We start from the raw sequence: 24,598 nt of genomic DNA, 5'->3' as shown, positions 1-24,598 counted from the left end.
GAGGGGAGTACCAACATTGTAGTCACGCTTGACCACGAAGAGTAAACAATTAAAAGCCGGTATGTACTCGAGTCCGTGTTGCCCGCCTATAGTCGGGCTGCCAGGCACAGGGACATGAGCTCGACGCGAAGAAGCAGCGGCTGAGTCCGTGTCTCGGTGCCTCCGTACCAGCGTGTCTCCGTGCCAGGCACCGGGACACGAGCTCGGCACGAAGAAGTAGTGCTTCAGCCCGTGTCGCCCGGCTGCAGCAGCGCTGCCAGGCACGGGGACACGAACCGATCAGGTGCGCCCTTGCGCCGGGGCGGGTTGCAGAGCGTGTCAGCCGAAAGCGCGGTACCGGAAGTTGCGGAAGCGGGCTTCGCCGGTGCCGGCCGCGTACAGCGCGGGTTTCAGCGACATGAACCCGCCGCGCACGTTATGGTGGTAGCCGGAGACTTCGTAGCCGCGCGGCCCGCGCTGCCATGTCTTGCCGTCGCCCGACAGGTGGATGCTGACCACGTGCTTGCGGTTGCGGATGCGCAGGAACACGCGCTTGCCGAACGGGTTGGCCGGCTGGCCGTGCTCGGTGCCGTAGCGGTGCAGCACGAGGTTCTTTTCCTCGAAGCCCATGCCGCAATACAGCTTGTGGTCATAGAACAGCAGCAGGCCGGCGCGCGTACCGGGATCCACTTCGATCTCGCATTCCACCTCGTAATCCTGGTCCGGCACCACGAACACCAGCGGCGACGAGTCCGATGGCATCTTGCCGCTGGCCTTCAGGTGCAGCGTACCGTCGCGCCGGGCCAGCCGTTTCGCTTCGTCCGGTGCGGGATTGAAGAAGTTCCACTGGATGCCGTACTTGTCGGTCGAAAAATCGTCCGACAACGGCATGCCATGCTGCCCGCTGGCGACACCCTTGGCCGGCTTGCGGATCGGCTGCGACAGGTCGCCGCCGCCGAAGTCGAACCAGCCGTCGTCGGACCACGTGACGGGCGCCAGCAGGCATTGCCGACCCAGCGTCCAGAAGCCGTTCTCGTAGCCGTGGTAGACACTCCACCAGTCGCCGGCCGGCCCCTGCACGAGCGTGGCATGGCCGCGCGACCACCATTTTTCGGCCACGTCCGTCGTGCGCACCAGCGGGTTGCGCGGGTGGTGTTCCCACGGCCCGTTGATCGATTTCGAGCGTGCGGCGATGACCATGTGGCCCGTCGGCGGGCCGGACGTGCCGCCCACCGCCAGGATCAGGTAGTAGTAGCCGTTGTGACGCAGCACCTTCGGGCCTTCCGGCGAGAACGCTTCCACTTCCCAGTCGTCCGGGTAGCGCCACGGTTCATACACCTTTTCCGGCTTGCCGACCGTGGACAGGCCATCGTCGGCCAGCCGCACGCGGTCCACGCCGGACAGGAACAGCCAGCGCGAGCCGTCTTCGCCCACGGCGTGGCCGGGGTCGATGTGGCGCGGCAGGTCCAGGTCGATCGGGTCGGACCACGGCCCTTCGATCCTGTCCGCCCAGATCACCCACGACGTGGTCTTCGAACCCGGCACCGCCGTCTTCTTGGTGGGGATGTACAGGTAGTAGCGGCCCTTGTGCTTGCACAGTTCCGGCGCCCACACGGAACCGATGTTCCGGTGCAGCGTGGCCGTCACGGGCCGCCAGTTGACGAGGTCCTTCGAATGCCAGATCACGAGGCCCGGATAGGCATCGAAGGTGGAAAACGTCATGTAGTAGTCGTCGCCGTCCTTCAGGATCGACGGGTCGGGGCGGTCGCCCGCCACGACCGGGTTCAGAAAGGTGCCGTTGCCCAGGTCGGGCTTGCGCTGGCCTTCGAAGCCGGTGCCCCATGCGGGAGCAGCGGCGCTGGCGCAGGTGGCGGCCGCTGCCGCGGAGGCCGGCGCGCCGGCTCCCAGCAGCAGCGAGCCGAGGCCCGCGGATTTCATCGCATCGCGTCGCGTAACCATCGTGGCCCCGTTCAGAACTTGTAGCGCACGCCGAGCAGGTACTCGCGGCCCGTGACGTTCAGCACGTTCACGCTGTTGCGCACGCTGCCCACGTACTGGTCGCTCGACTCGTTCGTGAGGTTGACGCCCTCGAACGTGAATTCGACCTTGTCGTTGAGCTTGTACGACAGCGACAGGTCGACGTTCGTCGTTTCGTTCTTGCCCGCCACGTCGTTGTTGTTCTGCGCCGGTACGGTCTGCAGGTAGGCCGAACGGTAGGCGCCGGTCAGGCGGGCGCTGAACTTGCCGTCATCGTAGTACAGCGTGGTATTCCACGATTTCGGCGACAGGTTCACCAGCTCGTTGCGCACGGTGCCGCTGTTGGCGGTGGTGGCCGAGATGATGTAGTCGATCTTCGACGACACCTTCGTGTAGTTGGCGATCAGGCCGAAGTTGCGGCCCCACGCCGGCAGGAACGTGAACGGCTGCTGGTAATTCAGCTCGAAGCCGCGCAGCTTGCCGCCCGGGGTGTTGCGGAAGCTCGTCACGTCGAACGATTCGGTGCCGGTGAAGTTCGCCGGCAGCAGCGACAGCGGCAGGCCGGTCTGGTTATACGGCATCGATTCGCGCACGCCCTGCACGTAGCTGGCGATGTTCTTCTGGAACAGGCCCAGGCCGACGAAGGCCTTGTTCGGGAAGTAATACTCGAATGAGGCATCGAAGGTCTTGGCGCGGAACGGTTCGAGCAGCGGGTTGCCCGACGAGATGCCCAGCGCGCCCACGGTGCTGACGGTGCCGCCCGGATTCAGGTTGCCCAGCGGCGGGCGCGACATGACCTTGGCCGCGGCCAGGCGCACCAGGAATTCCGGCGTCACGTTGGTGGCCACGTTGAAGGATGGCAGGAAGTCGTTGTACTCGTTTTCCACCGTGACCGGGGTGCCGCCGCCGGAAGCCACATAGCCGGTGGCGGTCAGCTTGGTCTTCACGTAGCGGCCGCCGATATTGCCGCGCACGCCGTAGCCCCACAGTTCGGTGTCGAAATCGCCCTGCAGGTACACGCCGTTGTCGCGCTCGGTGATCGCCCGGTTGTTGCCGCGTGCGCTCGTGTTGGACAGCGAGGTCAGCGTGAAGTCGCCCGGGCCGCCGGCCGGGCCGGACTTCAGGCAGTTGCAGTAGGCATCGTAGGCCGCCGTGATGGCCTGGATGTTCGGCATGACCCAGCCGGTGGCGTTGCCAGCCGGCATGTCCTGGCCGGGGCCGAAGCCCGACAGCAGCGTCGTCAGGCCGGCGATGTCGGTGCCTGCCGGCAGGCTGTAGATGGATTCGGCCGTGTTGGCGCGGCGGGATTCCCACGTGTTGAACTTGTAGCGCTTCAGGTTCACGCCGCCCTTGAACGTCCACGTGTCGGAGGCACGCCAGGCCAGGTCGGAGCTGAACACGTCGTTGGTGTTGTCCGTGCCCGCCGGGCGGATGCGGATCTCGCTCGGCAGCGCATTGGCCGCCGTGGTCGCGCCGTTCGCCACGCCGTAGATGCCCAGCACGCCGGCCTTGGTGACGTCGAACGGGTAGGTGATGACCGGCAGGCGGCCGTTCCGGAAGTCGACCGTGTAGCCGTTCACGTTCGGCGCGTCGAGCGTGACGGTGGTCTGGATCGGGTTCTCGAATTTCGATTTCGCATGGCCCAGCGCGGCGGTCAGGCGCAGGTCCTCGTTGATCTGGTGCGACAGGTTCAGCGTGGGCTGGAAGAACTTCGTCTGCATCTCGTCGTAGCGCGACTCGGAGCGGATGTCCACGCCATTGAAGACGCCGTAGGTCATGCGGCCCAGCGCGTCGTACTGCACGTCGACGACGGAGGTTTGCGGCTTGCCGCCGGAGCTCAGGTTGCGCGAGAACGAGAAGCCTTCGATGTAGTTTTCTTCGCGGGTGGCATTGAGATCGGCATACAGCAGGTCCAGCGACAGGCGGGTGCCGCGCTGCGGTTTCCATTCGAACGAGCCGGTCACGCCCAGGCGCTCCTGTTCGTGCACCATGCGGCCATAGCGCGGGAAGCGCGGGTGGTAGTTGGCGGCGTTGCTGGCGGCGTTGTACGCGGCGATGTTCTCCGGCGTGCCGGGCAGCCGCTGCGAAGTGGGGAAGCCCGGCGCGGTCGTGCCGCAGGTCGTCGACGTCGACGTGCCCACGCCCATCGGCGCGCACCATCCGCCGACGGAAGGCCCGTTGTCCCAGCGTCCCGTGGAGAAGCCGTCCTCGTACAGGTTGCGCTTGCCCCACGCCACGGAGACCAGGTAGCCCATGGTGTTGTTATTGAACGTATCCGAGAACATGAACGCGCCGCGCGGGTCGGACTTCTCGGACAGGTCGTTATAGCGGCCCTTCAGCATCGCGGTGGCGTTGAAGCCCCGCTTGGACAGGTCGAACGGGCGCATCGTCTGCAGGTCGACGGTGGCGCCCAGCGAGCCTTCCTCCACCTCGGCGGAAGAACTCTTGCGCACCGTAAGCGAGGAGAACAGTTCGGACGCGAACACGTTGAAGTCGAAGCCGCGGCCGCGATTGGTGCCGCCGCTGTTGTCGCTGCCGCCCGTGGTGGCCAGCGCCTCGATGCCGTTGATGCGCACGCGCGTGAAATCCTGGCCCAGGCCGCGCACGGTGATGCTGCGGCCTTCGCCGGCGTCGCGGTCGATCGCCACGCCGGGCACGCGCTGCAGCGATTCGGCCAGGTTCGTGTCCGGGAACTTGCCGATATCCTCGGCTTTCACGACGTCGACGATGCTGTTCTCGGTGCGCTTGGCATTGAGCGCGCTTTCGAGCGACGCGCGCAGGCCGGTCACCACGACAGTCTGCGTTTCGGCCGGTGCTTCGGCCGACTGTGCCTGTGCGCTGGCGTGGCTCATTGCCAGCACGGCCGTGGCGATCGCGGTCAGTTTCAATGCGGTTTTGCTGCTGTGCATCCAAGTCTCCTGTTCTATTTGTTTCGGATCTCTAACGCCTGATGGCTCGCACCGTGCGAGGTGCGTGCGGGATACATCATTGCGGAGCTTGTTTGCTTATACAAATAACAAAAACGTATAGGTTCGAGGAAAACGATAACCTGATGATTCTTTGACGCTAACTTCGCTCAAAGTGCGCCTAAAAGACGCAGAGCTTGCATGCGAATAAAGTTTGTAAGTAAACAATCTGGTCGGGCCGGATGAAATTCTGTCAGACCAGTGACGTGTTTTTGCAACGAGTGGTCAGGCCGGATGGTGGATTGCAGAAGCTCGCGGCCAAAAAAAAAGCGGCCCTGAGGCCGCTTGCTTTGCGATGCAGCGAGGGGTCAGGCGGCCTTGCGCGCCTTGCGCCGCGCCGCAAAGCCCAGCAGTCCCAGGCCGCCCAGCATCATGCCGTAGGTCGACGGTTCCGGTACGGCCGACACCGACAGATGCAGGTCGTTCACGGTAGGCCAGAAGCCGGGCTGGTCGCCGACCGTGACCGACAGCGAGGTGATCTCGGCGCTCGATACGAAGCCCACGAAGGAACTCGTGAATGGGTCGGTGATCGTGTACGTCAGCGTGGCGCCGGTGCTGTCCGTGGCGGAAATCGTGATCGAGTCGACGGAAGCGGAAAAGCCTGCGATATCGGAGCCGAAGAAAAAGCCGCCGGCGCCGGCGATGCTGCCGCCGGTGAAATCGCTGAACGTGATCGTATCAGAACGGTTGTTCGTGCTCAGCCAGTAATCGGCATCGTCGTCGCTGGCACCGTAGAAGACCGGGCTCTCGGGACCGACTTCCGCAGAGTAGCCGAAGCTGCCCGCTTCGCGGATAAGGGGGCCGTCATAGCCCTCGATAGCGAGGTCATCATAATTATCCACGCCCGTGGTGCCGACAGCTGCCAGGTAGGCAGCCTGTGACGTATACGTGGTGAGTTCGGCGTGTGCTGCAGTTGCGGCAAGCAGTGCAGCGGATGCGATGGCGGTTTTGACAGAGAGGGACAGCATTTGCACGATGAGACTCCGTTCACTTTTGGTTGAGGAAGACTTCATGGACCACTTCAGTATTGAAGTGAAACCAATATAAACCCGGCCGAGTTGTCTCTGCAATAAAAAATTAGAAGAATATTAAAATAAATGATTTTTAATCGTGCGTAGTATTTGGTAATTTATCGTCGAGGCCCGGCTCGTCCAAAAAGCCGGCGCGATGAGGGTGGGCGCGGGAAAGAAGTCGATCGGGTCGGCATCGAGACGTGGTGCGGTAATATGTTTATTTGGTTATTCGCGCTTGCTTCCGGCTGTTGGTTTATTTGACTATTCAGCCTTGCTGCCAGGGTTTGAATAACTTTATTTGATCTTCGATCCTGATGCGCGCGATCGAATGACAGGTGGACCGCCGTCATGGCGTTATTGTTGGCACGGAAGGGGGCGATAATCAGCCGGCATCATGTATTCCGGCACCGCGCATTTCGACATGGCGTACCGAACAAAGTTTATTCGCGCAGCGCGGGGCCGAGGCCGGCATGCCGGTCGGCCGGCGCCCGGATCCCGCGCCGGGCCAGTTCGCGCTGCACGTCGCGCGCAACGCTGTCGAACACGTCGGCCTGCCGTGCCATGCAGCCGGCACGCTCGGCGGCAATGCGCTCGCGGTTCGCGCCCAGCGTGCCTCGTGCAAGCGGAAAGCCGAATCCAGCCGGCATGCGGTCGTCCGTCTCTCCCAGCACGCGGGCCACGATGACGTCGCCCAGCGCCGGCTTGAAGTGGCCCGCCTCCCAATACCAGCGGGTGCGCGCCGTGCTGCCTGGCGCGGGTATCGCCTCGCACTGGATCGCGCCGTAGCCGGAAAAATCATGCACGGCGATACGGGCCCCGGGATGGCGCCGCCGGCCCGCTTCCGCCTCCTCGACGAGGATTTCCTTCCATGCCTCGAAGCGGGGCCACAGATTCGCCTCTTCGAACAGGGCCAGCAACTGCGCGTGGTAGGGGTAGATGACGAGGTCGATGGTCACGTCCGGCTTGGCGCGGGCGGCCGCATCGACCAATGCCGCGACCTGGGCATGTACGGCGGCGGCATGCAGGCCGCCTTCGGCCGTGGCGGCAAGCTTGCGCGTGCTCTCGGCGGCGCGCTGGCTGAACAGCGCCGCATAGCCTTCCGTGGCTGCCGCCTGGTGATACTGCAGCAGCGGATTGAACCCGCGCATCGTGGCCATGGCGGCCCGGGGCTGGTGCTGGATCGCCACGGTCGTCACGGCGTCCTTCAGCGATGCGAACGAGTACAGTGCGTCGGCGCGCCACGTGTGTGCGCGCCACCCGGCCGGTTCGGCCGGCAGTGGCGGCACCACGGTGGCGGGATGCACGGGACGGTTCGTCAGCGCATCGACGAATTCCATGCCGGCGATCACGCGTTGCGGCGGATGGCCGCGTGCTGCCAGGTGGCGCAACTGGCCGATCGCTTTTTCCGTGCTGGTGCCGGCCAGCGCCAGGTTGAAGGCGTTCCGGCCGGCCAGATGCGGGCCCTCGGGATCGACGCCCACTTCCATGCGCGAATTGCCGGCGATGACGATGGCGGGTGCGAAGCGGTCGGCCCGGGCCAGCCGGATCTCGTTGCGGTAGCGCTCCACCGGCGGCTTCACGCGGTTGAAGGCCGGGATATCGGCCAATGCATACAGACCGTAGGGGTCGACCAGCAGCACGAACCCGGCCACGGCGGCGCTGGTGCCGGCGATCGTGCCCAGCAGCCAGCGCAGGTAGTGGCGATGCGCGGTGGCGCCGGTATTCGTTGGGGCATCCATCGGAGCATTCACGGGGGGCATTCATGGGCGCATTCATGGGACGATGCTCAGAACTGGAAGTAGAGGAAATCGGTGGGCCGGTTCAGCGACAGCACACCCAGCACCGCGAGTGCGCCGACCAGCACCGCGTGGCGGCGCGCCGGCCGCCACGCCAGCCGCATTGCCGGCTGTGACCGGGCCGCCACGGTATCGGCTGCCTCATTGGCCACCTCGTCGGCCGAACGGCGTGCGGCAGCGAAGCGGTGCATGATCTGCTGCGTGTTCGGCATCGTGAATGCGATGGCGCCTGCCGCCGTCACCCAGGCCCATGTCTCGATGAAGCGCGCGGTACCGCCCTGGTACCAGCCGACGCCGATGCCGTCGAGCGCCGCTTTCAGGCCGCCGAAATGCGCGCCGAGGGTCGCCGGCAACTGCACGCCGTGGCCACCGAGCATGCCGGCCAGGATCGCCAGCGCCGTATCCAGGTCCGGCGCGCGGAAGAACACCCAGGCCACGCAGACGGCGGCGAACGTCAGCGCCCAGCCGGCAAGCGCGCCGGCCATGCCGCCGCGCCAGCCCCTGCGCTGCGCGAAGCCACGCCAGGCCTGGCCCACCACGAGGTACGCGCCATGCAGGCCGCCCCAGATGATGAAATTCCAGCCCGCGCCGTGCCACAGCCCACCCAGCAGCATCGTCGCCATCAGGTTGGCCGAGCGGCGCGCTGGACCCTTGCGATTGCCGCCCAGCGGGATGTACAGGTAGTCGCGCAGGAAGCGCGACAGCGTCATGTGCCAGCGGCGCCAGAATTCCATGATCGACGTGGCCTTGTAGGGCGACGCGAAGTTCAGCGGCAACTGCACGCCGAACAGCCGCGAAAGGCCGATCGCCATGTCGGAATAGCCGGAAAAGTCGAAATACAGCTGGAACGCGTAAGCCAGTACGCCGCCCCAGGCCACGAGCAGCGACACGTCCTGCGGCTCGGCGAACAGCACGTTCGCATAAGGCGCCAGGTTGTCGGCGATGAGCACCTTCTTGCCCAGGCCGATGAAGAAGATCGTCGCGCCCACCGAGAAGTTCTCCGCGCGCGGCCAGCGGTTCCTGTCGTCGGCGAACTGCGGCATCATCTCGCCGTGGTGCAGCACGGGGCCGGCGATCAGGTGCGGGAAGTAGGTGACGAACAGCAGGTAGTGCAGGAAACGGCTTTCGCTGACATGCCCGCGCGCCGTGTCGACGAGGAAGGCGATCTGCGTAAACGTGAAGAACGAGATCCCGATCGGCAGCACGATATGCAGCGCCGGCAGGTTCCAGCCGGTGGCCTGCGCCACGCCGGCGGCGAAGAAGCCCGCATACTTGTACCAGGTCAGCAGTGCGAGGTTGCCGGCCAGCGCGGCGACCAGCCAGCGCTGCCGCGCGGTGCCATGCGCGGCACGGATTTGCAGCGAACAGGCGTAATTGCCGGCGATGGACGCCAGCAGCAGGGGCAGGTAGCGCGCATCCCACCATGCGTAGAAGAACAGCGATGCCAGGGCCAGCACCAGGTTGCCGTATTCACGGCCGCGCCGGGCGGCGGCGAAATACGCCAGCAGCACCACGGGCAGGAAGCCGAACAGGAATGCGTGGGAGTTGAACAGCATCGATCTTCTTCCTCGGGGAACGCGGGGCCGGCGCCTGGGAATTATAACTTCGGCAACTTATTGGTTGCTAATCATTATTGATTGTCGATCCGTTCCAGCGGCCGGTTCGTTGCCTGCGCGAGACGCGCTCCCCTGCCGCTGCCGTCCGCAGCCGGTTTGCGCGCTGCGATAAACTCGCCGCACCGCCCAATGAGAAAAATGCCGATGGAAGAAATCCACGTCCCTGCCTGGAATGAATTCGTCGCCCTGTCCTCGGCGCTGGACGGCTGGGCCTTCCGCGGCCAGCAGGACGCGCACTGGCCGCTGCAGACATCGCTGTCGCGCTACCTGGCCGCCTACGTGCCGGACCAGGCCAGCTGGCGCCTGCGCGAAGAACGGGCGATCCGCATCTTCCGCCGCAAGGCCCACAACTACCTCGACAACCCTGGCGTGCTGGACAACGTGCTGCGCTGCCTCGCGCTGATGCAGCACCACGGCGCGCCCACGCGGCTGCTGGACTTCACCAAGTCGCCGTTCGTGGCGGCGTTCTTCGCGCTGGAGCGTGCCACGCAGGATGCCGCGGTCTATGCGCTGGACACCCCGCGGCTGTGGAGCGCCACGCCGGAAAGCCAGCCGGCGATGGACCGCAACGCCATCGACCCGCGCCTGCCGGGCAATTTCGCCCGGCTGTTCCTGCCGAATACCAACGCGATCATCTGGACCGGCGAACCGACCGAGATGGACCGTCGCCTGGTGGCCCAATCGGGCACGCTGGTCGTGCCGGGCATGCTCGACAAGCCGCTCGACGACATCCTGCGCCATTACGCCGGCAGCGGCACCGTGCTGAAAAAGATCGTGCTGCCGATCGGCATGCGCGAGGAAGCGATGAAGTCGCTGTACCGCATGAACATCACCAACGCGACGCTGTTCCCCGACCTGGACGGGTTGGCGAAGTCGATCGGCATGGAGCTGGAGATGGAATGGCCGGGGGTGGCGGGCAGCGGGGTGCACGGCGACCTCTGACGTTTCCGGAAGACCGGTGCCTGCCGCCGATGCCGTTCAGACAAGCTGGATCCGGAGGCAGATTCCCGTGGGCAGGGGGGCTGGCAAGCGATGGCGGTCATCAGCAGCCGTTGTCCACGACGACCAGCGTTGGCGGAGTGATGACCGCTCCGTCGGCGCTCGCCTCGGAATAGGTGACGTTGCAGGTCGCCCTGGAGACGGCGCTCTTCGGCGAAACGACCAGGTTCCGGCCGCTGGCCGTGATGGTCCAGTCGGCGGCAGAAAGGCCGGCTGCGGCGGCGGTGGCCACGCCGGAAGACGGATACCCGTTGACCATGGCCACGCTGAAGCGCTCGACCCCGACCGGGGCTGTCAGGGAACCGACGATCAGCGACTGCCCATGCGCCACGGTCTTCACGGCTTCCAGCGAACCACGCGCCGCACCGAGCGCGGCCTTGCGGGCGTCACTGCCCAGGCCGACGAACTTCGGTAATGCCGTGGCTGCGAGGATGCCCAGGATGACGATGACGGCAATCAGCTCGACCAGGGTAAAGCCGGCCTGGCTGGGCGACAGTTGGCACCGCGGGACGTCCATGGCGTTTTCCCGAACGAAAACAGCTTGCATTCGATGGCCCGGGGAGCGCAGCAGGCGCCGGGAGCGCGTCCGGCAAGATCCGCCGTCTTCATTATCAGCATTGCGAACTGAAAGTTTCTATGCGGTAATGAAATCCATTGTAGCCCGCCCTCTGCACGGGGAATGCTTCGGCCCCGGATATTTTTCCGGTTTCAGCAATTTTGGAACAGCCGGGTCTGGTGAACGGCCTGGGAATGCGCTGTGCCGTCCCCATCTGCCCGGTATTCCGACCAGATAAACGCCACATGCGCACGTTTCTGAAGGCCCTCGCGGTCGCCGCAATCCTCCTTGCGGGGTATCACTTCCTGGAACCCGCCATCGAGCGCGCCCTGTATCCGATGCGGCTGGCGGCGATGCCCAAGCCGCAAGCGCTGCCGGTGCCTGTGGAGGGCGTGTCCGTGCGTGCACTGCGCGACACCTGGAACAGCGCGCGCAGTGGCGGCCGCAAGCACGAGGGGATCGATATCTTTGCGAAGCGCGGTACACCCGTGCTGTCCACCACCGAGGGCATCGTCGCACAGGTCGGCACGAACCGGCTGGGCGGCCTGGTGGTGTGGGTCGTCGGGCCCGGGGGCCAGCGTCATTACTATGCCCACCTCGATGGCTACTCGGACGTGGAGGCGGGCATGCGCATCGTGCCTGGGCGGGTGCTGGGATACGTCGGCAATACCGGCAATGCCAAAGGCACGCCGCCCCATCTGCACTATGGCGTCTATGACGTTGGCGGGGCGATCAATCCCTATCCATTGCTGCGCGCTTCGCCGAACCGCGACGCACGCGCCGGCGTGCAGCCAGCAGCGCCAGACCCCCGGCCATCATCGCGTAAGTGGCCGGCTCCGGGACCGCTGACACCGTGACGACAAAGCCGCTGCCGGTGCTGTCCATGCCATAGAACGTTCGTCCATCGGCCGACACGCCAAGCGGCAATGCCAGCGTGCGACCGTCGAGATCTATCCCGTGGCTGGTGACGTAATCGGTGAAATCGAGCATGCCTTGCCCTTCGATCCAGATGGTGCCTCGACCGAAGACGGCGGGACCGAAGCCCCGGTCGTAGCCCACGATGATCTGGCCATCGGCCGAGATGCCTGTCGCCCCCTGGAAATCTGCCGTCGCGTCCAGGTCGCCCAGCCACTCTGTCTCATGAGTAAGGGTGTTGTAACGCCATGTCTGGCTGAAGAGGCCATCGCCCACGATCCACCGGCCATCGGCCGATACCGCCCCCGCTTCCTGCATTGCATTGCCCTGATCGTCGACCATGTTGTGCAAGGTGCCGTTCTCCCAGTAGGCACCGGTCCATTGCCCGTTCGGCTGCTCGACCCAGCCGGCGATGATGCTGCCGTCGTACGACACGCCGTTGGCGCGTGACGAGCCCCCGATCGAGCCAAGGTCGCTCATGGTGCCGCCGGGAGTGGACGCGATGGCATGGGCCGTGCCGCCGTTCACCCACCCCAGGCCAACCACGGTCTTGCCATCGCCGGAGATGTTCCAGCCGGAGCTGGCCGATGTCCCGGAGATGCCGCCAATGCCGCCCAGTGTCGTCCACTGGCCGGTGCCGACCGAGTAGTAGCCCGCGTAATTCAGCCCGTCGCCGCCATTGGCGGAGCCGGAAATGCGTGTGCCGTCAGCCGACACGCTGGCCACGCCGCCTTCCCATGTCCCGCCGATGGAGGTCACGCCGGTGGCGGCGGTCCACATGTAATACGACCCGTTCGGGACATAAGCGCCGATCACGCTGCCGTCGGCCGATGAACCCGAAACCGTCAGGCCGTAACCAAGGTCCCAGTAATTTCCTGCCGCGTGGGCAATGGGGGCGGTCAGGCAGCAAACCAGAACAGCTGGTGCGAAAGCAAAACGGGGTGGAAATTTCACGTTGTGAACCTTTATGTTGAACAAGCAATGCTGGGGTCGCCAGCTCGATGTAAACATTCGCCTTGTGTGGCTCGGCAATACGACTCTAGTGAGGTGCAACTGGGTTGTCAACGACGGTTGAGACTGGTACGAATTCAGTGCTTTCGGATTCACAAGCGGATGCATTTTGATGATGGCTACGCGCCATGCCCCCGGCACACTACCGAGGCGCCAACGTCGCGCGTGGCCAGCAACACACGCGGCGCGAGGCGGCGTTCCCGCGCGGACGTTACCGCATCCTGGATGCGTAATCCGGGCAGAATGAAGCGAGAGGAACCTGGTTGCGGGAAGGCCTCCCACGCCAAGGCCGCTTGCCCGCCGCCGAGGGCGGCAGGATGATGAGGCTGATCGCGGCCGGCCACCCGGCCGCGGGGATACGCATCGCTGCGGTCAGAACTTGTAGTTCGCCCCCAGCACGAACGAGCGGCCCGAATGCACGTACAGCAGCGTATCGTTGCGCACCGAGTCGCGGCCGTAGCGCAGCGCCTCGTCCGTCAGGTTCTGGCCTTCGATGGACAGGCGCAGGTTCGGCGTCACGTTGTACGACAGGGAAAAGTCGATGTTCGTCATGCCGTTGACGCGCGTGTAGTCGTGGCCGTTGATGTCGCCCAGCACCGCCTGGATATAGCTGGAGCGGTGGGCGGCCGAAACGCGGGCGCTGAACTTCGGATCGTCGTAGTACAGGGTGATGTTGTGCGCCCGTGGCGACAGGCCCGTGAAGTCGGCCGTGTCGCCGATGAACTCGTTGGCCGCCGTCGTCAGGTTATCCGGCCGCACGATGTAGTTGATCTTCGACTTCACGCGCGTGTAGTTGGCCAGCAGGCCGAAATTCTTGCCGATGCCCGGCAGGAAATTGAATGGCGCCTGCAGGTTGAATTCCAGGCCGTTCAGCGGGCCGCCCGGCGTGTTGAACTTGCGGTTCACGACCACCGTGCTGTCGGGCTGCACGACGCAGGCCGGCTGGCCACCGGTGATCGAACAGCCGCCTTCGGTCAGCAGTTCGTTCGGCAGGCCGAGAGCCGAATACACTTCGCGCTGCTGCACGTTCTGGATGAACGACTTGATTTCCTTGCGGAAGAAGCCCAGCGAGATCATCGCGTTCTTGTCGTAGTACCACTCGGCCTGCAGGTCGTACGTGCGGGCGCGGATCGGGTCGAGCTGCGCATTGCCGACCGAGACGGTCTGGAACTGGTGGTTTACGCTGGCCGTCGGGCGCAGGTCGCCGTATTCCGGGCGCGCCAGCGTCTTGCCGGCCGAGAAGCGCAGGAACACGTCCTTCGGCAGCTGCGCCGTCAGGTTCAGCGCCGGCAGCCAGTCGCGGTATTTCTTCACCACCGTGATCGGCTGCAGCTGGCCGCCGATCGTCTGCAGCGTCATCGACGTGGATTTCGTGTCCACGCCGCGCACGCCCGCGTTGCCGCGCCAGCCGATGCCCCAGAAGTCATAGTTGAAGTCCAGCATGCCGTAGGCGGCATCGATGTCCTCGGTGATGCGGGTAACGCCCGGCGTGGCGGTGTTGAACAGGGAGCCCGGCACCTCGGCGCAGTGGCACTCGATATTGTGCACGGCCAGCAGCTTGTCCAGGTCGACGGCCGCCCACGACGAAGGCACGCCCGTGCCGCCCAGGCCCCGGCCGAAGCCGCCGATCTGGCGCGCGATGTCGTTCATGCCCACGCCGGCCGGCAGGTTCAGGCCACCATCGGAACCGTTGCCCACTTCGTACAGGCCGTAGGCATTCTTGCGTGCCGACAGGCCGGTACGCAGCGTGAGGCGGTCGCTCGCTTCCCACGCCAGGTTTACGGCCGTGGTCTTGAGCTTGTTGTCCGACTGCAGGTAGCGGCCGAAGAACTGGCCGTGCCACGTGCCGTTCGGCTCCGTGCGGGCAAACGTGAAGCTGTTCGGGTTCGCCACGTCGATGCCGTAGTTCAGCGTGGGCACGTTGCGGTTCTGCCGGAAGTCGAACGAGAAGCCATCCACGTTCGGCGCGTCGAACATGACCGTCGCGCGCATCGGGTTGTCCAGGTTCGTGTTCGACATGCCGTGCAGGAAATCGACCTTCAGCGTATCGGTGATGCGGTGGCTGGCCGACAGCACGTTCTGGCGGAACGTCGTTTCATACACATCCATCAGGCCTTCGGTGCGCACGTCCACGCCGTTGAAGCGGCCGTACGTCCAGCTGCCCCTGTCGTCGAATTCCGCTTCCAGGATCGACGTCTGCGGCTTGCCGTTGGCCGCTGCCAGGCTGCGGCCGAACGAGATGGCGCCGATGTAGTTGTCGTAGCGGGTGTTCTTGAACCTGCCGTACATCAGATCCAGGTTGATGTCGGTGCCCGGCGCCGGGCGCCACTGGAACGAACTGGTGATGCCGGTGCGCTCGTAGTCGGTCTGCGAACGGCGGTAGCGCGGGATGCGTGGTGCGAAGGCGCCGGAGCCGGCCACCGGATTGGCGACGGTGCCGCCGTAGTTGTCGGTGTGGCTCAGCACCTCGGCGTATTCGGCCGGATTGCTGGTGCGGGGTACCCCAGCGCCGCAGTTGGCAGTGTCCACGCCCTTGACGGCGTCGTTGCCCGGCACTTGCGGCGACACGCCGAGCGGTGAGCAGAATCCGCCGTCCAGGTGGGCCGAGTACAGGTCCACCGCCTCGTAGCCTTCCTCGACGGCGCGGCGCTTCGAGTGCGCCGCCGAGACCAGCGCGCCGACTTTGCCGAAGCGCGTATCCCACCGGTCCGACAGCAGGCCCGTGAAGCGCGGCTGCGTCTTGCGCGACACCGAGTTCCACGATTCCTGCACGCCGAAGCTGATGGTGCGGCCCTTGAAGTCGAACGGACGGCCCGTGCGCAGGTCCACCGTGGCGCCCAGCGAACCTTCCTCGATGGCCGCTTCCGATGTCTTGCGCACTTCCAGGCTGTTGAACAGTTCCGAGGCGAACACGGAAAAGTCGAAGCCGCGGCCGCGGTTGGAATTGCCGTTGATGTCCGACGCGCCCGTCATCGACATGCCTTCGATGCCGTTGATGCGCACGCGCGTAAAACCGGCGTTCAGGCCGCGCACGGTGATCTGCCGGCCTTCGCCGCCTTCGCCGCGCGCCAGCGACACGCCTGGCACGCGCTGCAGCGACTCGGCCAGGTTCGCATCGGGGAACTTGGCGATATCCTCGGCCTTGATCACGTCCAGGATGCCGTCGGAATTCTTCTTGGCGTTCAGCGCGCTGTCCAGGCTGGCGCGGAAGCCGGTCACGGTGACCACGGCCGGCGGTTCGGTGGCCGGGGCGGCGGGAGCCTGCTGTGCTGCGGCGGACGATGCCAGCGCGGCGGCGGCCAGCGCGAGCGCGGTCAGGCGGATTTCACCGCGCCTGTTTGTCGATGGTTTCATGCCTCTCCTTGTGGTCGATGTCGCTTCTCTGTGCGAGTCCCGGCATCTTATGAAGGCGGGGAGGGGATAACTTAGCAAAACGGCAAATAATCACCGAGTTGAAAAATGCGTGGCGGGAAATGCGACGCTATGCCAACTCGGCATTGCTTGCTTGCAAAATGGAATACCTGCGCATGTTGTCCGCCTGTTACGATTAAAAAATTTTTATCGTTTCCGAGACCATCCGAATGCATCTTCTCCCGACCGCGCGACGCTTGCCCCTCTCCCTTGCCCTCTCGCTGGCGCTGCTGGCCGGCCATGCCGCCGCCGAACAGCGCAGCCTGTCGCAAGGCTGGCTGTTCCAGAAAGGCGAAGCGCAGGGCGCCGAAAAACAGGCATTCGACGACGCAGGCTGGCGCAAGGTCGCGGTGCCGCACGATTTTTCGATCATGGACAAGGCCGATGGCACGCCGCCGTTCGATGCGAAAGCCGTGGGCGGCCAGGATTCCGGCTATCTGCCTGGCGGGCAGGGCTGGTACCGCCAGCACCTTGTGCTGGATGCCGGCGACGCGGCGCGCGTGCTGCGCCTGAATTTCGAGGCCGTGTACATGGATGCGGACATCTGGTTCAACGGCGCACACGTCGGTAACCACCGCTATGGCTACACCGCGTTCACGCTGGACCTCACGGGCAAGGCGAAAGCGGGCGACAACGTGATCACGGTGCGCGTCAACCACGTCGATCCATCGTCGCGCTGGTACGCGGGATCGGGCCTGATCCGGCCGGTCACGCTCGACCTGCTCGACCCGGTGCATGTGGCGCCGGACAGCGTGTTCGCCAGCACGCGCACCGCGTCGGCGGAAAAAGGCGAAGTGGACGTGCGTGCGTCGATTGCCAACCGCGCCGCCACGACTGCAAAGGTCGAGCTGGTGTCGAAGCTGGTGGCGGGCGACGGCGGCACGGTCGCGCAGGAGCGCCGCATGCTGGCGGTGCCCGCGCGGGGCAAGGCCGACGTGGCGCAGCGCTTCGCCGTGGCCAATCCCAGGCTGTGGTCGCCCGATGCGCCGAACCTGTACACGCTGGTGCAGGAAGTGCGCGTGAACGGCGTGCTGCGCGATACGCGCCGGACCCGTTTCGGCATCCGCACGGTGACGGTCGACGCCGAACATGGCCTGCGCATCAACGGCAAGCAGTATGTCCTGAAGGGCGGGAACATCCACCACGACAACTACATGCTGGGGGCGGCCGGCGCGCCGGATGCGGACAAGCGCAAGGTGGCACTGATGAAGGACGCCGGCTACAACGCGATCCGGAGCAGCCACAACCCGGCCAGCCAGGCCACGCTGGAGGCGGCCGACGAACTGGGCATGCTCGTCATCGACGAGGCGTTCGACATGTGGCGCAAGGCAAAGCGCGATGCCGACTACGCGCGCTTCTTCGAAGAGAACTGGCGGCGCGACATCGACAGCATGGTGATCAGCGGCCGCAATCACCCGAGCGTGATCTTCTGGAGCGTGGGCAACGAGATTCCCGAGCAGGCATCGCCGGAGGGCGTGAAAACGACGCGCGAACTGGCCGCGCACATCCGCCGGCTCGATGCCACGCGGCCCGTCACGCAGGGCGTCAATGTCGACAGCCCGGCCAATGCGCCGATCTTCGCCGAAATGGACGTGGCGGGCTACAACTACCGCGTCCACCTGTTCGGCAGCGACCACGCGACGCATCCGCAGCGCGTGATGTACACGTCCGAATCCACGTCGAAGGATGCGTTCCGCTACTGGGACCCGGTCGGCACGATGCCCTGGGTGATCGGCGACTTCGTGTGGACGTCGGTCGACTACATCGGCGAGACGGGGATCGGCTGGATGGGGTATTCGAAGGACTGGAAGGAACTCGGTCAATATCCTTGGCACCTGGCCTACTGCGGCGAGATCGATGCGACGGGCCGCAAGCGCCCGGCCGCCTACTACCGCCAGGTGATCTGGAAGAGCGGCATCGACCCGGTGGCGGCCTTCGTGGAACAGCCGGCCGGCACGGAAGACCTGCCGGACCGCGAGTACTTCAAGGACAAGCCGGAACTGGACTGGTCGCTGCACGACCTGCATCCGAGCTGGTCGTGGCAAGGGCAGGAAGGCAGGCCGCTGAAGGTCGTCGTGTATTCGGAGCACCCGGAAGTGGAACTGTTCCTGAATGGCCGCAGCCTGGGGCGCAAGGCCGTCGGGCGGCAGACCGAGTACAAGGCCGACTACCGCGTGCCGTATGCGCCGGGCCGCCTGGTGGCGGTGGGCTACCGCGATGGCAAGGCCATGGACCGCTGGGAGCTGCGCACCGCCGGGACGCCGGCTGCCGTGAAACTGGTGGCCGATCGCCGGCAGGTGCGCGCGAACGGGGAAGACCTTGTCTACGTGACGGCCGAGCTGGTCGATGCCGATGGGGTGCCGGTCTACGCGCGCGATGGCGACCGCAAGTTCAAGGTCAGCGTGAAGGGAGCCGGCACGCTGGCCGGCGCCGGCAACGGCAATCCTATGGATGCCTCGAGCCTGCAATCCGGTGAGCGCAGCACGTTCCACGGGCGGCTCGTTGCCGCGGTGCGCGCGGGCACCGGGGCGGGGGCGATCGAGGTGGAGTTCGCCGGCGAAGGCATGCCTGCGCAACGCGTGCGGATCGACGCCGCCAGTGTGCCGTGAATCGAAGTGGCCAGCCGTGTCCTTGCTGGAGAGCGGCGCCCGCGTTTCATGGCGAGTTGCTAATTTGCGACGCGGTCAAAAAAAATGATACGGGTTTGATTTTCGGTTACATAATTCTTTCAATCTGATAGGGATTGGCGTAACAGAGCAATTGCTTCCGCCACCCCGGAGGGAATTTCCTTGCGCGGCCAGCCTGCGAAGGTAGTCGGCAAGGAATATTCCTGACGAAAGACCCGGTACAACGTCGTTGTCCAGCGAGGGGTGATTGGAGGATGATATGGCCACTGTTGTCATTGATCCCGGCCATGGCGGCACCGAGGCAATCGGGGATTCAAGTCCGAACAACGCCGTTGGACCCGCCGGACTGCTGGAAAAACACATTGCGCTCGATCTGGCGCAGCGCGTCCGGCAGGCCTTGGCCACTGCCGGGATCGCGGTCCACATGACACGCGACAGCGACATGAACGTCGGCCTGGACCAACGTGCCCGCATTGCCCGGGACGCCAGTGCCGATGCTTTCGTTTCCATCCACTTCAACAGCTTCGACGGCAAGGTACAGGGAAGCGAGACCTATCACCACTGGTCCGCGTCCGGCGACTCGAAGGCGCTGGCCACGCTGGTCCAGTCGGCGGTCGCAAAGGCCACCGGTCTGCGAGACCGTGGAGTCAAGGCGGAGGGCTTCACCGTGCTGCGGCCAGAGCACCATGCCCCGGCAACGGCGGGATGCCTGGTCGAGATCAGCTTCATCGACGTCGCCGATGAAGAAGTGCGCTTGCAGGCCGACGACTACAAGGATCGTATCGCCGCGGTGCTGGCAGGCGCCATCAGGGGCTGGCTGGTGGCGGATGGCAGGCTGCCTTTTTCGGGACGGGCTGCCGGGACAGCCGCCCATGGAGTCCGTCGCCGGGAAGCAGCCCAGGACGGCTACGAGGCTGCCTGCCGGACCGCCACGCGGGAGGCGATGGGGGAAGAGGGCCATGCGGCGCCGCCGCGGGTCAGCGGTACATTCGGCGATATGCCGATTGACCGTGCAAACGCAGGGGCCGATGGTCATGATGCAAGCCAGGACGAGGCCGTGCCGGGCATCAGACCGGTCGAAGCCCGATTCCTGGTCGAACCCGGGAGGCACGACCTTGGCGGCGCGGGCGGGGTCACCGACCTGAGATCCATGTTGCGTGGCTGGCGCAAGGAACGCCTTTGTCCGCCGGACAGCGACGATCTGGTGTTCGAGGTTGCCATCGGTCGTGACGAATCGCTGGAAGCGGTTTTCCTCGACTTGCTGGCCCGGCAGCGGCAGGCGGTCGGCATCATTCGTCTTTCCGGTATCGATCCCGCGGGCAACAACATCATAACGTTCGGTACGGGATTTCTGGTGGCGCGCAATATCGTGCTGACCAATCATCATGTGCTCGATTCGTCGCAGGCCGCCGCGGCCGCCACTATCGCGTTCGATTACGAGTTGAGCGCGCAAGCCGTTTCCACCGGTCGCAAGGAGTCGCCATCGACAGGGCGGACATACCGGCTGGACCCGGAACGGCTGTTCGTGACTAGCCCTGCCGATGGCGGACTGGATTACAGCTTTGTCTGGATCGATGACGTCGAAGTGGCCGAGCGTACGCCCATTCGCATGGAGCGCGCGGCCTTCGCGATCCAGCAGGACGAGCGGGCGTTCATCATCCACCATCCGGAGGGCCGGCCGAAGCGGGTCTCGCTCGACGATACGGACATCGTCTCGGCGCGCCCCGACGGCGCCGTCATTCACTATACCAGCGATACCGAGCGCGGTTCGTCGGGGTCGCCAGTGTTCGACCGGAGCGGACGGCTGATCGCACTGCATCATGCCGCGCGCGGCAACAGTGGCGGGCTCACGACCGCGGATGGGCTCACACCGAAATACGTCAACGAGGGCATCAAGCTGGCCGCCATTGCGCTCGATCTGGAGACGCGCCGCGCGAGCGGCCCGTCCGCCATGATCGAACTGGTGCTGGGCGAGATTCACGGGTCCGATTCGCTGGCCAGCTTCTTCGGTGCGTCGGGCCGTACGGCCGACGTTGCGCGACCGACCCACGAACGTGTGGTCGAGCTCTACCACGCGACTGCCCAGGATATCGATATCGGATTCTGGAACACCGGTTTTCTTTCCGACGGTTCCCGCAAGGTCGATGACGCTGCCCGGATGATCGTCGACATGGGGCTGGACATATGGGCACTGAGCGAAACGTCGCCGGCTTCCGCGCAAGAGCTGGCTGACACCATCGAACGCAAGTTCGGTCTGCGATTCGCATGTGAACACGCGGATTCCGGAACACTGCCTTCCCGGCAATCCGCTTCGGTGCTATGGAATCCGACCACGGTGGTTGGCCGGCAGGTGCGCTGGCCCGACGAGATCGCGCCGCTGTTCGATCTGGGCGTCGACGGTGTCATGCAGGGTGCACGGCCGGAGGCTGGGCAAAGGATCTTCGACCGGCCTCCCGGGCTGTTTCACTTCGAAGGGGGCAGCAAGACTGGCCAGGCAATGGGTTTCTATCTGCTTACCTTGCACTTGCAGGCATTCGCCGAGGGCAGGCCGCGGGAACAGGCAACGCAGATCCTGGCGCGCGCCGTCGTCGAAATGATCGCGCACCATGGCGCTGCTACGGACTGGATACTCGGCGCGGACATGAATGGACAACTTGCTTCCGGCGCTTTCGCATCGCTGGCGGCGCACCGGTTTGCGGTGTCATCCGCGCAGGACGAGGCAGGCAGCGCGCTGTGCTATCTCGCAGCCCCCGATTCTCTTGTCGACCGTGTGTTCCTGTCGCCGAACATGTCGCGGCTGCATGGCCCGCAGGCCTTTTTCACTCTCACCACGGAGAAGAACCAGGTCGACTACCTGGCGCGCTTTGCCGACCACCGGCCGGTGCTGGCGCGGCTGTCCGCCAGGACCAAGGGTACTGCGCCGCGGGCCCCTGGTGAGCGCGACAGCGCATTGGCTGCGCGGCTCGACGCCATGTTGCAGCAACCCCGCGGCGTATAGCATCCCGGCCCGATGCGAATCCAGATTTTTCCAGGCGCCCATGCGAGAGCGGGCAGCGGCGCGCTGGTTGCGACGCGACAAGCGTCGATCATATCCGCTCATGGAAGGGGAATGCTCATGAACGCAGAAGAAAACGATGGGGCAACAGGCGATGGCCAGGGCGGTGCGGGGGCCGACGGGTGCGGCTGCGAGAATTTCTGGTTTCGTTCGTCGGACGACGTGCGCAAGGGCTATGTCCGCGGCATCGAGGACCGCCAGGTCAGATCCGTCAAGTACTCGGTCATCGATAACATGGCCATCTTCGAAGGCGATATCGCGCTCGGGACGGTGTCAAAGGTGGAGGGCATGACGCAGCTGATCGATAATCCGCCGGTCGGGAAAGACGGGCGCGTGCTTGAAAGCATCGCCATTTCCGGGCTGCGCTTCCGGTGGCCGGAAGGCAGGGTGCCATGGACCAGCATCGCACCGCTGCGCGGTCTCGTCCTGGAAGCGATCGCTCACTGGGAAGCCAGGACGCCGATTCGCTTCATCGAACGCACGACGGACAACGCGAAAGACCATCCGGACTATGTATCTTTCCAGAGTCTCGACGGCTGCTGGTCGGAGGTCGGCATGCAGGGCGGCGAACAGGTCATTTCTCTCGGTGACGGCTGCGGCTTCGGACAGGCCGTGCACGAGATCGCTCATGCGGTCGGACTGTGGCACGAGCAGAGCCGCGAGGACCGCGGCGAGCACGTGCGCATCATGCGGGAAAACATCAAACCCGGTCGGGAGCACAATTTCGACCAGCATATCGTCGACGGCGACGACGTCGGTGCTTACGACTACGACTCCATCATGCACTATGGCCAGGCCGCCTTCAGCATCGACCCTGCCAAACCGACCATCGTGGCCATCGGCGGCCAGACGATCGGCCAACGCAATGGGCTCAGCGCTGGCGACATCGAAGCGATCAGAAAGCTGTATCCGTCATAAAGGGGCACCCCCGGCGGTCGGCCGACGCTGCATGGCGCGCGACGCCCTGCAGCGTGCCGGTGCATTCCCGTCGGCGCTCCGCCGAACGAGCGATGGAAGAGTTGCATGTCCTGGCCGGAGAAGTCGTATTCCCGTGTGACCTTGTCGCCGGGGACAATGCCGTGCTGCGCGTGGCACTGCAGGAAGTGACGCGGGCCGATGCTGCAAGCGTGACGACGTCTTCCCTGTTGCTGCCCATCGCCAGGCATCTGCGTGCGGGTGAGTGTGTGCGCTTTGTCCTGGAGGGACTTCATGTGGATGCCCGCATGCGGTATGAGGTGCGCGCCCACGTGGACAGGTCGGGCAATGGAAGGGTCGAGGTCGACGACCTGGTATCGACGGAAAGCCATCCGGTACTCACACGCGGGTACCCGGCGTGGATCTCGATCTTGCTGTCTCCGGTCTGACACCGCCGCCGGCGAGCGGTTGTCGGCGCCGCCGCAGCTTGCAAGCCGCGCCTGTTCTGCCAGTGCCGCGCCGGCCCTGGCTGTTGCCCACCCTTTGTTTTCTTCGACAGGAGGTTCCATGCGTCTCACTTACAGCGTCCCATTCGGTCTTGCCGTGCTTGGCGGGTGTGCATCGATTCCCGACACGACCGTGACCTATTATTTGCCGCAGTCGGTTACGGTCATCACCGTACAGCACGCCATCGCGTGCAATGCTGCATTGAGCAGTTTTTCAGTGGCAAGCACGCCTGTGGCGGTGACCACGGCCAGTGCCGATACCGCTGCGCCGGCTACCTTGCCCACCAAGCCTTTCAAGAATGCCTTTGGATCGAGCGATCTGGTACTGACGTTGCGCGACGACGGGCGGATCGCCGGCATTACGTCGGAAAGCACGGGTGCCGGCAAGGAAGTCGTCAAGCTCGTGCTCGATATGGCGGCAGGTCCCGCCGCGGACGACGAGGGAAAGGCGCAGCAATTCACGCCGGAGGACGTCTGCAAGCTTGTGAACAAGTATGGCAACGACGATGTGATCACCTTCAGCGAATCCACAAGCATTACTGCACCGGCGCGGTCCGATGCAACGTTCGCGCCCGACCTGAACACACAGCTTTTCAGGACCCGTTTCGGTGCGTTGGCACCGTTGCTTCCCAAGTCGACGCTGCGCCTTGGCGAGAGCAAGCATGTTCACCAGTTCCCGCCGTTCGACGAAACGGCCGGACCAGCGATCAAATTGCGCGGTACGGACCGTGTCCCGGTGACGGTCAGGGTCCGGGCCTTCAACGAACAGGCCCTCGTCTATAAAGCCGATCTCACCGTGCCGTCCGCGCAACTGGTGGGCGTACCCATCCCTGGTACCCCGGTGTTCGGCACGAGCAATTTCGAGCTGCAAGTCGCCGAGGTCGGCACGGTAACCAAGTTGCGGTACGGGGCAAAGGACGGTGCGACGGACGGCCTCGGCGCGGCGGCAGGGCTTCTGGCGGCCGCGCGGGGGCCGTCCGTCTCGGAGCAGGTCGCCGACGTGAATGCACAAGCCGATTTGATCGTGGCAACGCAGAGGCTCGCGCAATGCCGCGTGAAACCGACCGAATGCAAATGAGCAGGCACCGCATGCGACGACGACCTCTGTCTCGCGGCCTGTTTGCTCGTTAAGGAATCGTGCTTGTCCTTCCTCCTGTATCTGCGCCTGTTTCGGCATGTGGCGCCGGGAAGGCAGCACGACCATTGTGCTGCCCGTGCGCCTGGCATGCAAGGCGCCAATGACCCCCGCATGTGCG

General features: G+C 64.9%; 14 protein-coding genes and 1 pseudogene. 7 read left to right on the top strand and 8 right to left on the bottom strand.

Annotated features, from left to right (window positions below; translation table 11 throughout):
• Positions 1 to 318: 318 nt before the first annotated feature.
• From ACY65G_RS05170 to ACY65G_RS05150, 5 genes are all read right to left on the bottom strand, one after another.
• Complete coding sequence (locus ACY65G_RS05170; RefSeq protein ID WP_464996284.1) at positions 319 to 1,938, bottom strand: family 43 glycosylhydrolase; 1,620 nt, start codon at positions 1,936 to 1,938, stop codon at positions 319 to 321.
• A gap of 11 nt (positions 1,939 to 1,949) precedes the next feature.
• The gene (locus ACY65G_RS05165; RefSeq protein ID WP_464996283.1) at positions 1,950 to 4,865 is read right to left on the bottom strand and encodes a TonB-dependent receptor; all 2,916 of its coding nucleotides are present in this window, start codon (positions 4,863 to 4,865) and stop codon (positions 1,950 to 1,952) included.
• Between the two features lie 365 nt (positions 4,866 to 5,230).
• Positions 5,231 to 5,890, bottom strand: coding sequence for a PEP-CTERM sorting domain-containing protein (locus ACY65G_RS05160; protein ID WP_464996471.1), 660 nt, complete (start codon positions 5,888 to 5,890; stop codon positions 5,231 to 5,233).
• Between the two features lie 485 nt (positions 5,891 to 6,375).
• A complete protein-coding gene (locus ACY65G_RS05155; RefSeq protein WP_464996282.1) occupies positions 6,376 to 7,674 on the bottom strand; it encodes a hypothetical protein in 1,299 nt (432 codons plus the stop codon).
• Between the two features lie 47 nt (positions 7,675 to 7,721).
• Complete coding sequence (locus tag ACY65G_RS05150) at positions 7,722 to 9,287, bottom strand: MBOAT family O-acyltransferase (RefSeq protein ID WP_464996281.1); 1,566 nt, start codon at positions 9,285 to 9,287, stop codon at positions 7,722 to 7,724.
• Between the two features lie 204 nt (positions 9,288 to 9,491).
• On the opposite strand from ACY65G_RS05150, the gene ACY65G_RS05145 reads away from it, so the two are divergent.
• Positions 9,492 to 10,289: an FRG domain-containing protein gene (locus ACY65G_RS05145; protein WP_464996280.1), complete on the top strand. Its 798-nt coding sequence runs from the start codon at positions 9,492 to 9,494 to the stop codon at positions 10,287 to 10,289.
• 100 nt (positions 10,290 to 10,389) lie between these two features.
• Here the strand turns inward: ACY65G_RS05145 and ACY65G_RS05140 are convergent, their stop codons facing one another.
• A complete protein-coding gene (locus ACY65G_RS05140) occupies positions 10,390 to 10,863 on the bottom strand; it encodes a type II secretion system protein (protein ID WP_464996279.1) in 474 nt (157 codons plus the stop codon).
• Between the two features lie 284 nt (positions 10,864 to 11,147).
• Between ACY65G_RS05140 and ACY65G_RS05135 the strand changes: the two genes are divergently transcribed.
• Positions 11,148 to 11,759, top strand: coding sequence for a M23 family metallopeptidase (locus tag ACY65G_RS05135; RefSeq protein WP_464996278.1), 612 nt, complete (start codon positions 11,148 to 11,150; stop codon positions 11,757 to 11,759).
• Here the strand turns inward: ACY65G_RS05135 and ACY65G_RS05130 are convergent.
• Positions 11,707 to 11,892 (bottom strand): annotated as a pseudogene (locus tag ACY65G_RS05130) (hypothetical protein); the annotation flags it as partial. The gene ACY65G_RS05135 and the pseudogene ACY65G_RS05130 sit on opposite strands and share 53 nt — an antisense overlap.
• Positions 11,893 to 13,200: 1,308 nt before the next feature.
• A complete protein-coding gene (locus ACY65G_RS05125; protein WP_464996277.1) occupies positions 13,201 to 16,182 on the bottom strand; it encodes a TonB-dependent receptor in 2,982 nt (993 codons plus the stop codon).
• 227 nt (positions 16,183 to 16,409) lie between these two features.
• On the opposite strand from ACY65G_RS05125, the gene ACY65G_RS05120 reads away from it, so the two are divergent.
• From ACY65G_RS05120 to ACY65G_RS05100, 5 genes are all read left to right on the top strand, one after another.
• Complete coding sequence (locus ACY65G_RS05120; RefSeq protein ID WP_464996276.1) at positions 16,410 to 18,848, top strand: glycoside hydrolase family 2 TIM barrel-domain containing protein; 2,439 nt, start codon at positions 16,410 to 16,412, stop codon at positions 18,846 to 18,848.
• 277 nt (positions 18,849 to 19,125) lie between these two features.
• The gene (locus tag ACY65G_RS05115) at positions 19,126 to 21,864 is read left to right on the top strand and encodes an N-acetylmuramoyl-L-alanine amidase (protein ID WP_464996275.1); all 2,739 of its coding nucleotides are present in this window, start codon (positions 19,126 to 19,128) and stop codon (positions 21,862 to 21,864) included.
• Positions 21,865 to 21,981: 117 nt separating this feature from the next.
• Complete coding sequence (locus ACY65G_RS05110; protein ID WP_464996274.1) at positions 21,982 to 22,839, top strand: M12 family metallopeptidase; 858 nt, start codon at positions 21,982 to 21,984, stop codon at positions 22,837 to 22,839.
• A gap of 92 nt (positions 22,840 to 22,931) precedes the next feature.
• Positions 22,932 to 23,285 carry a YbaY family lipoprotein gene (locus ACY65G_RS05105; RefSeq protein ID WP_464996273.1) on the top strand — a complete coding sequence of 118 codons (354 nt, stop codon included), beginning with the start codon at positions 22,932 to 22,934 and terminating at the stop codon, positions 23,283 to 23,285.
• A gap of 118 nt (positions 23,286 to 23,403) precedes the next feature.
• On the top strand, positions 23,404 to 24,420 hold the full coding sequence (locus ACY65G_RS05100; protein WP_464996272.1) for a hypothetical protein: 1,017 nt from the start codon (positions 23,404 to 23,406) through the stop codon (positions 24,418 to 24,420).
• The last annotated feature ends 178 nt before the right edge of the window (positions 24,421 to 24,598 follow it).

This window comes from Pseudoduganella sp. jia 12 (assembly GCF_055502675.1).
Note: the sequence above shows the minus strand (reverse complement) of the source record. Positions and strands in the feature narration are given on the sequence as shown.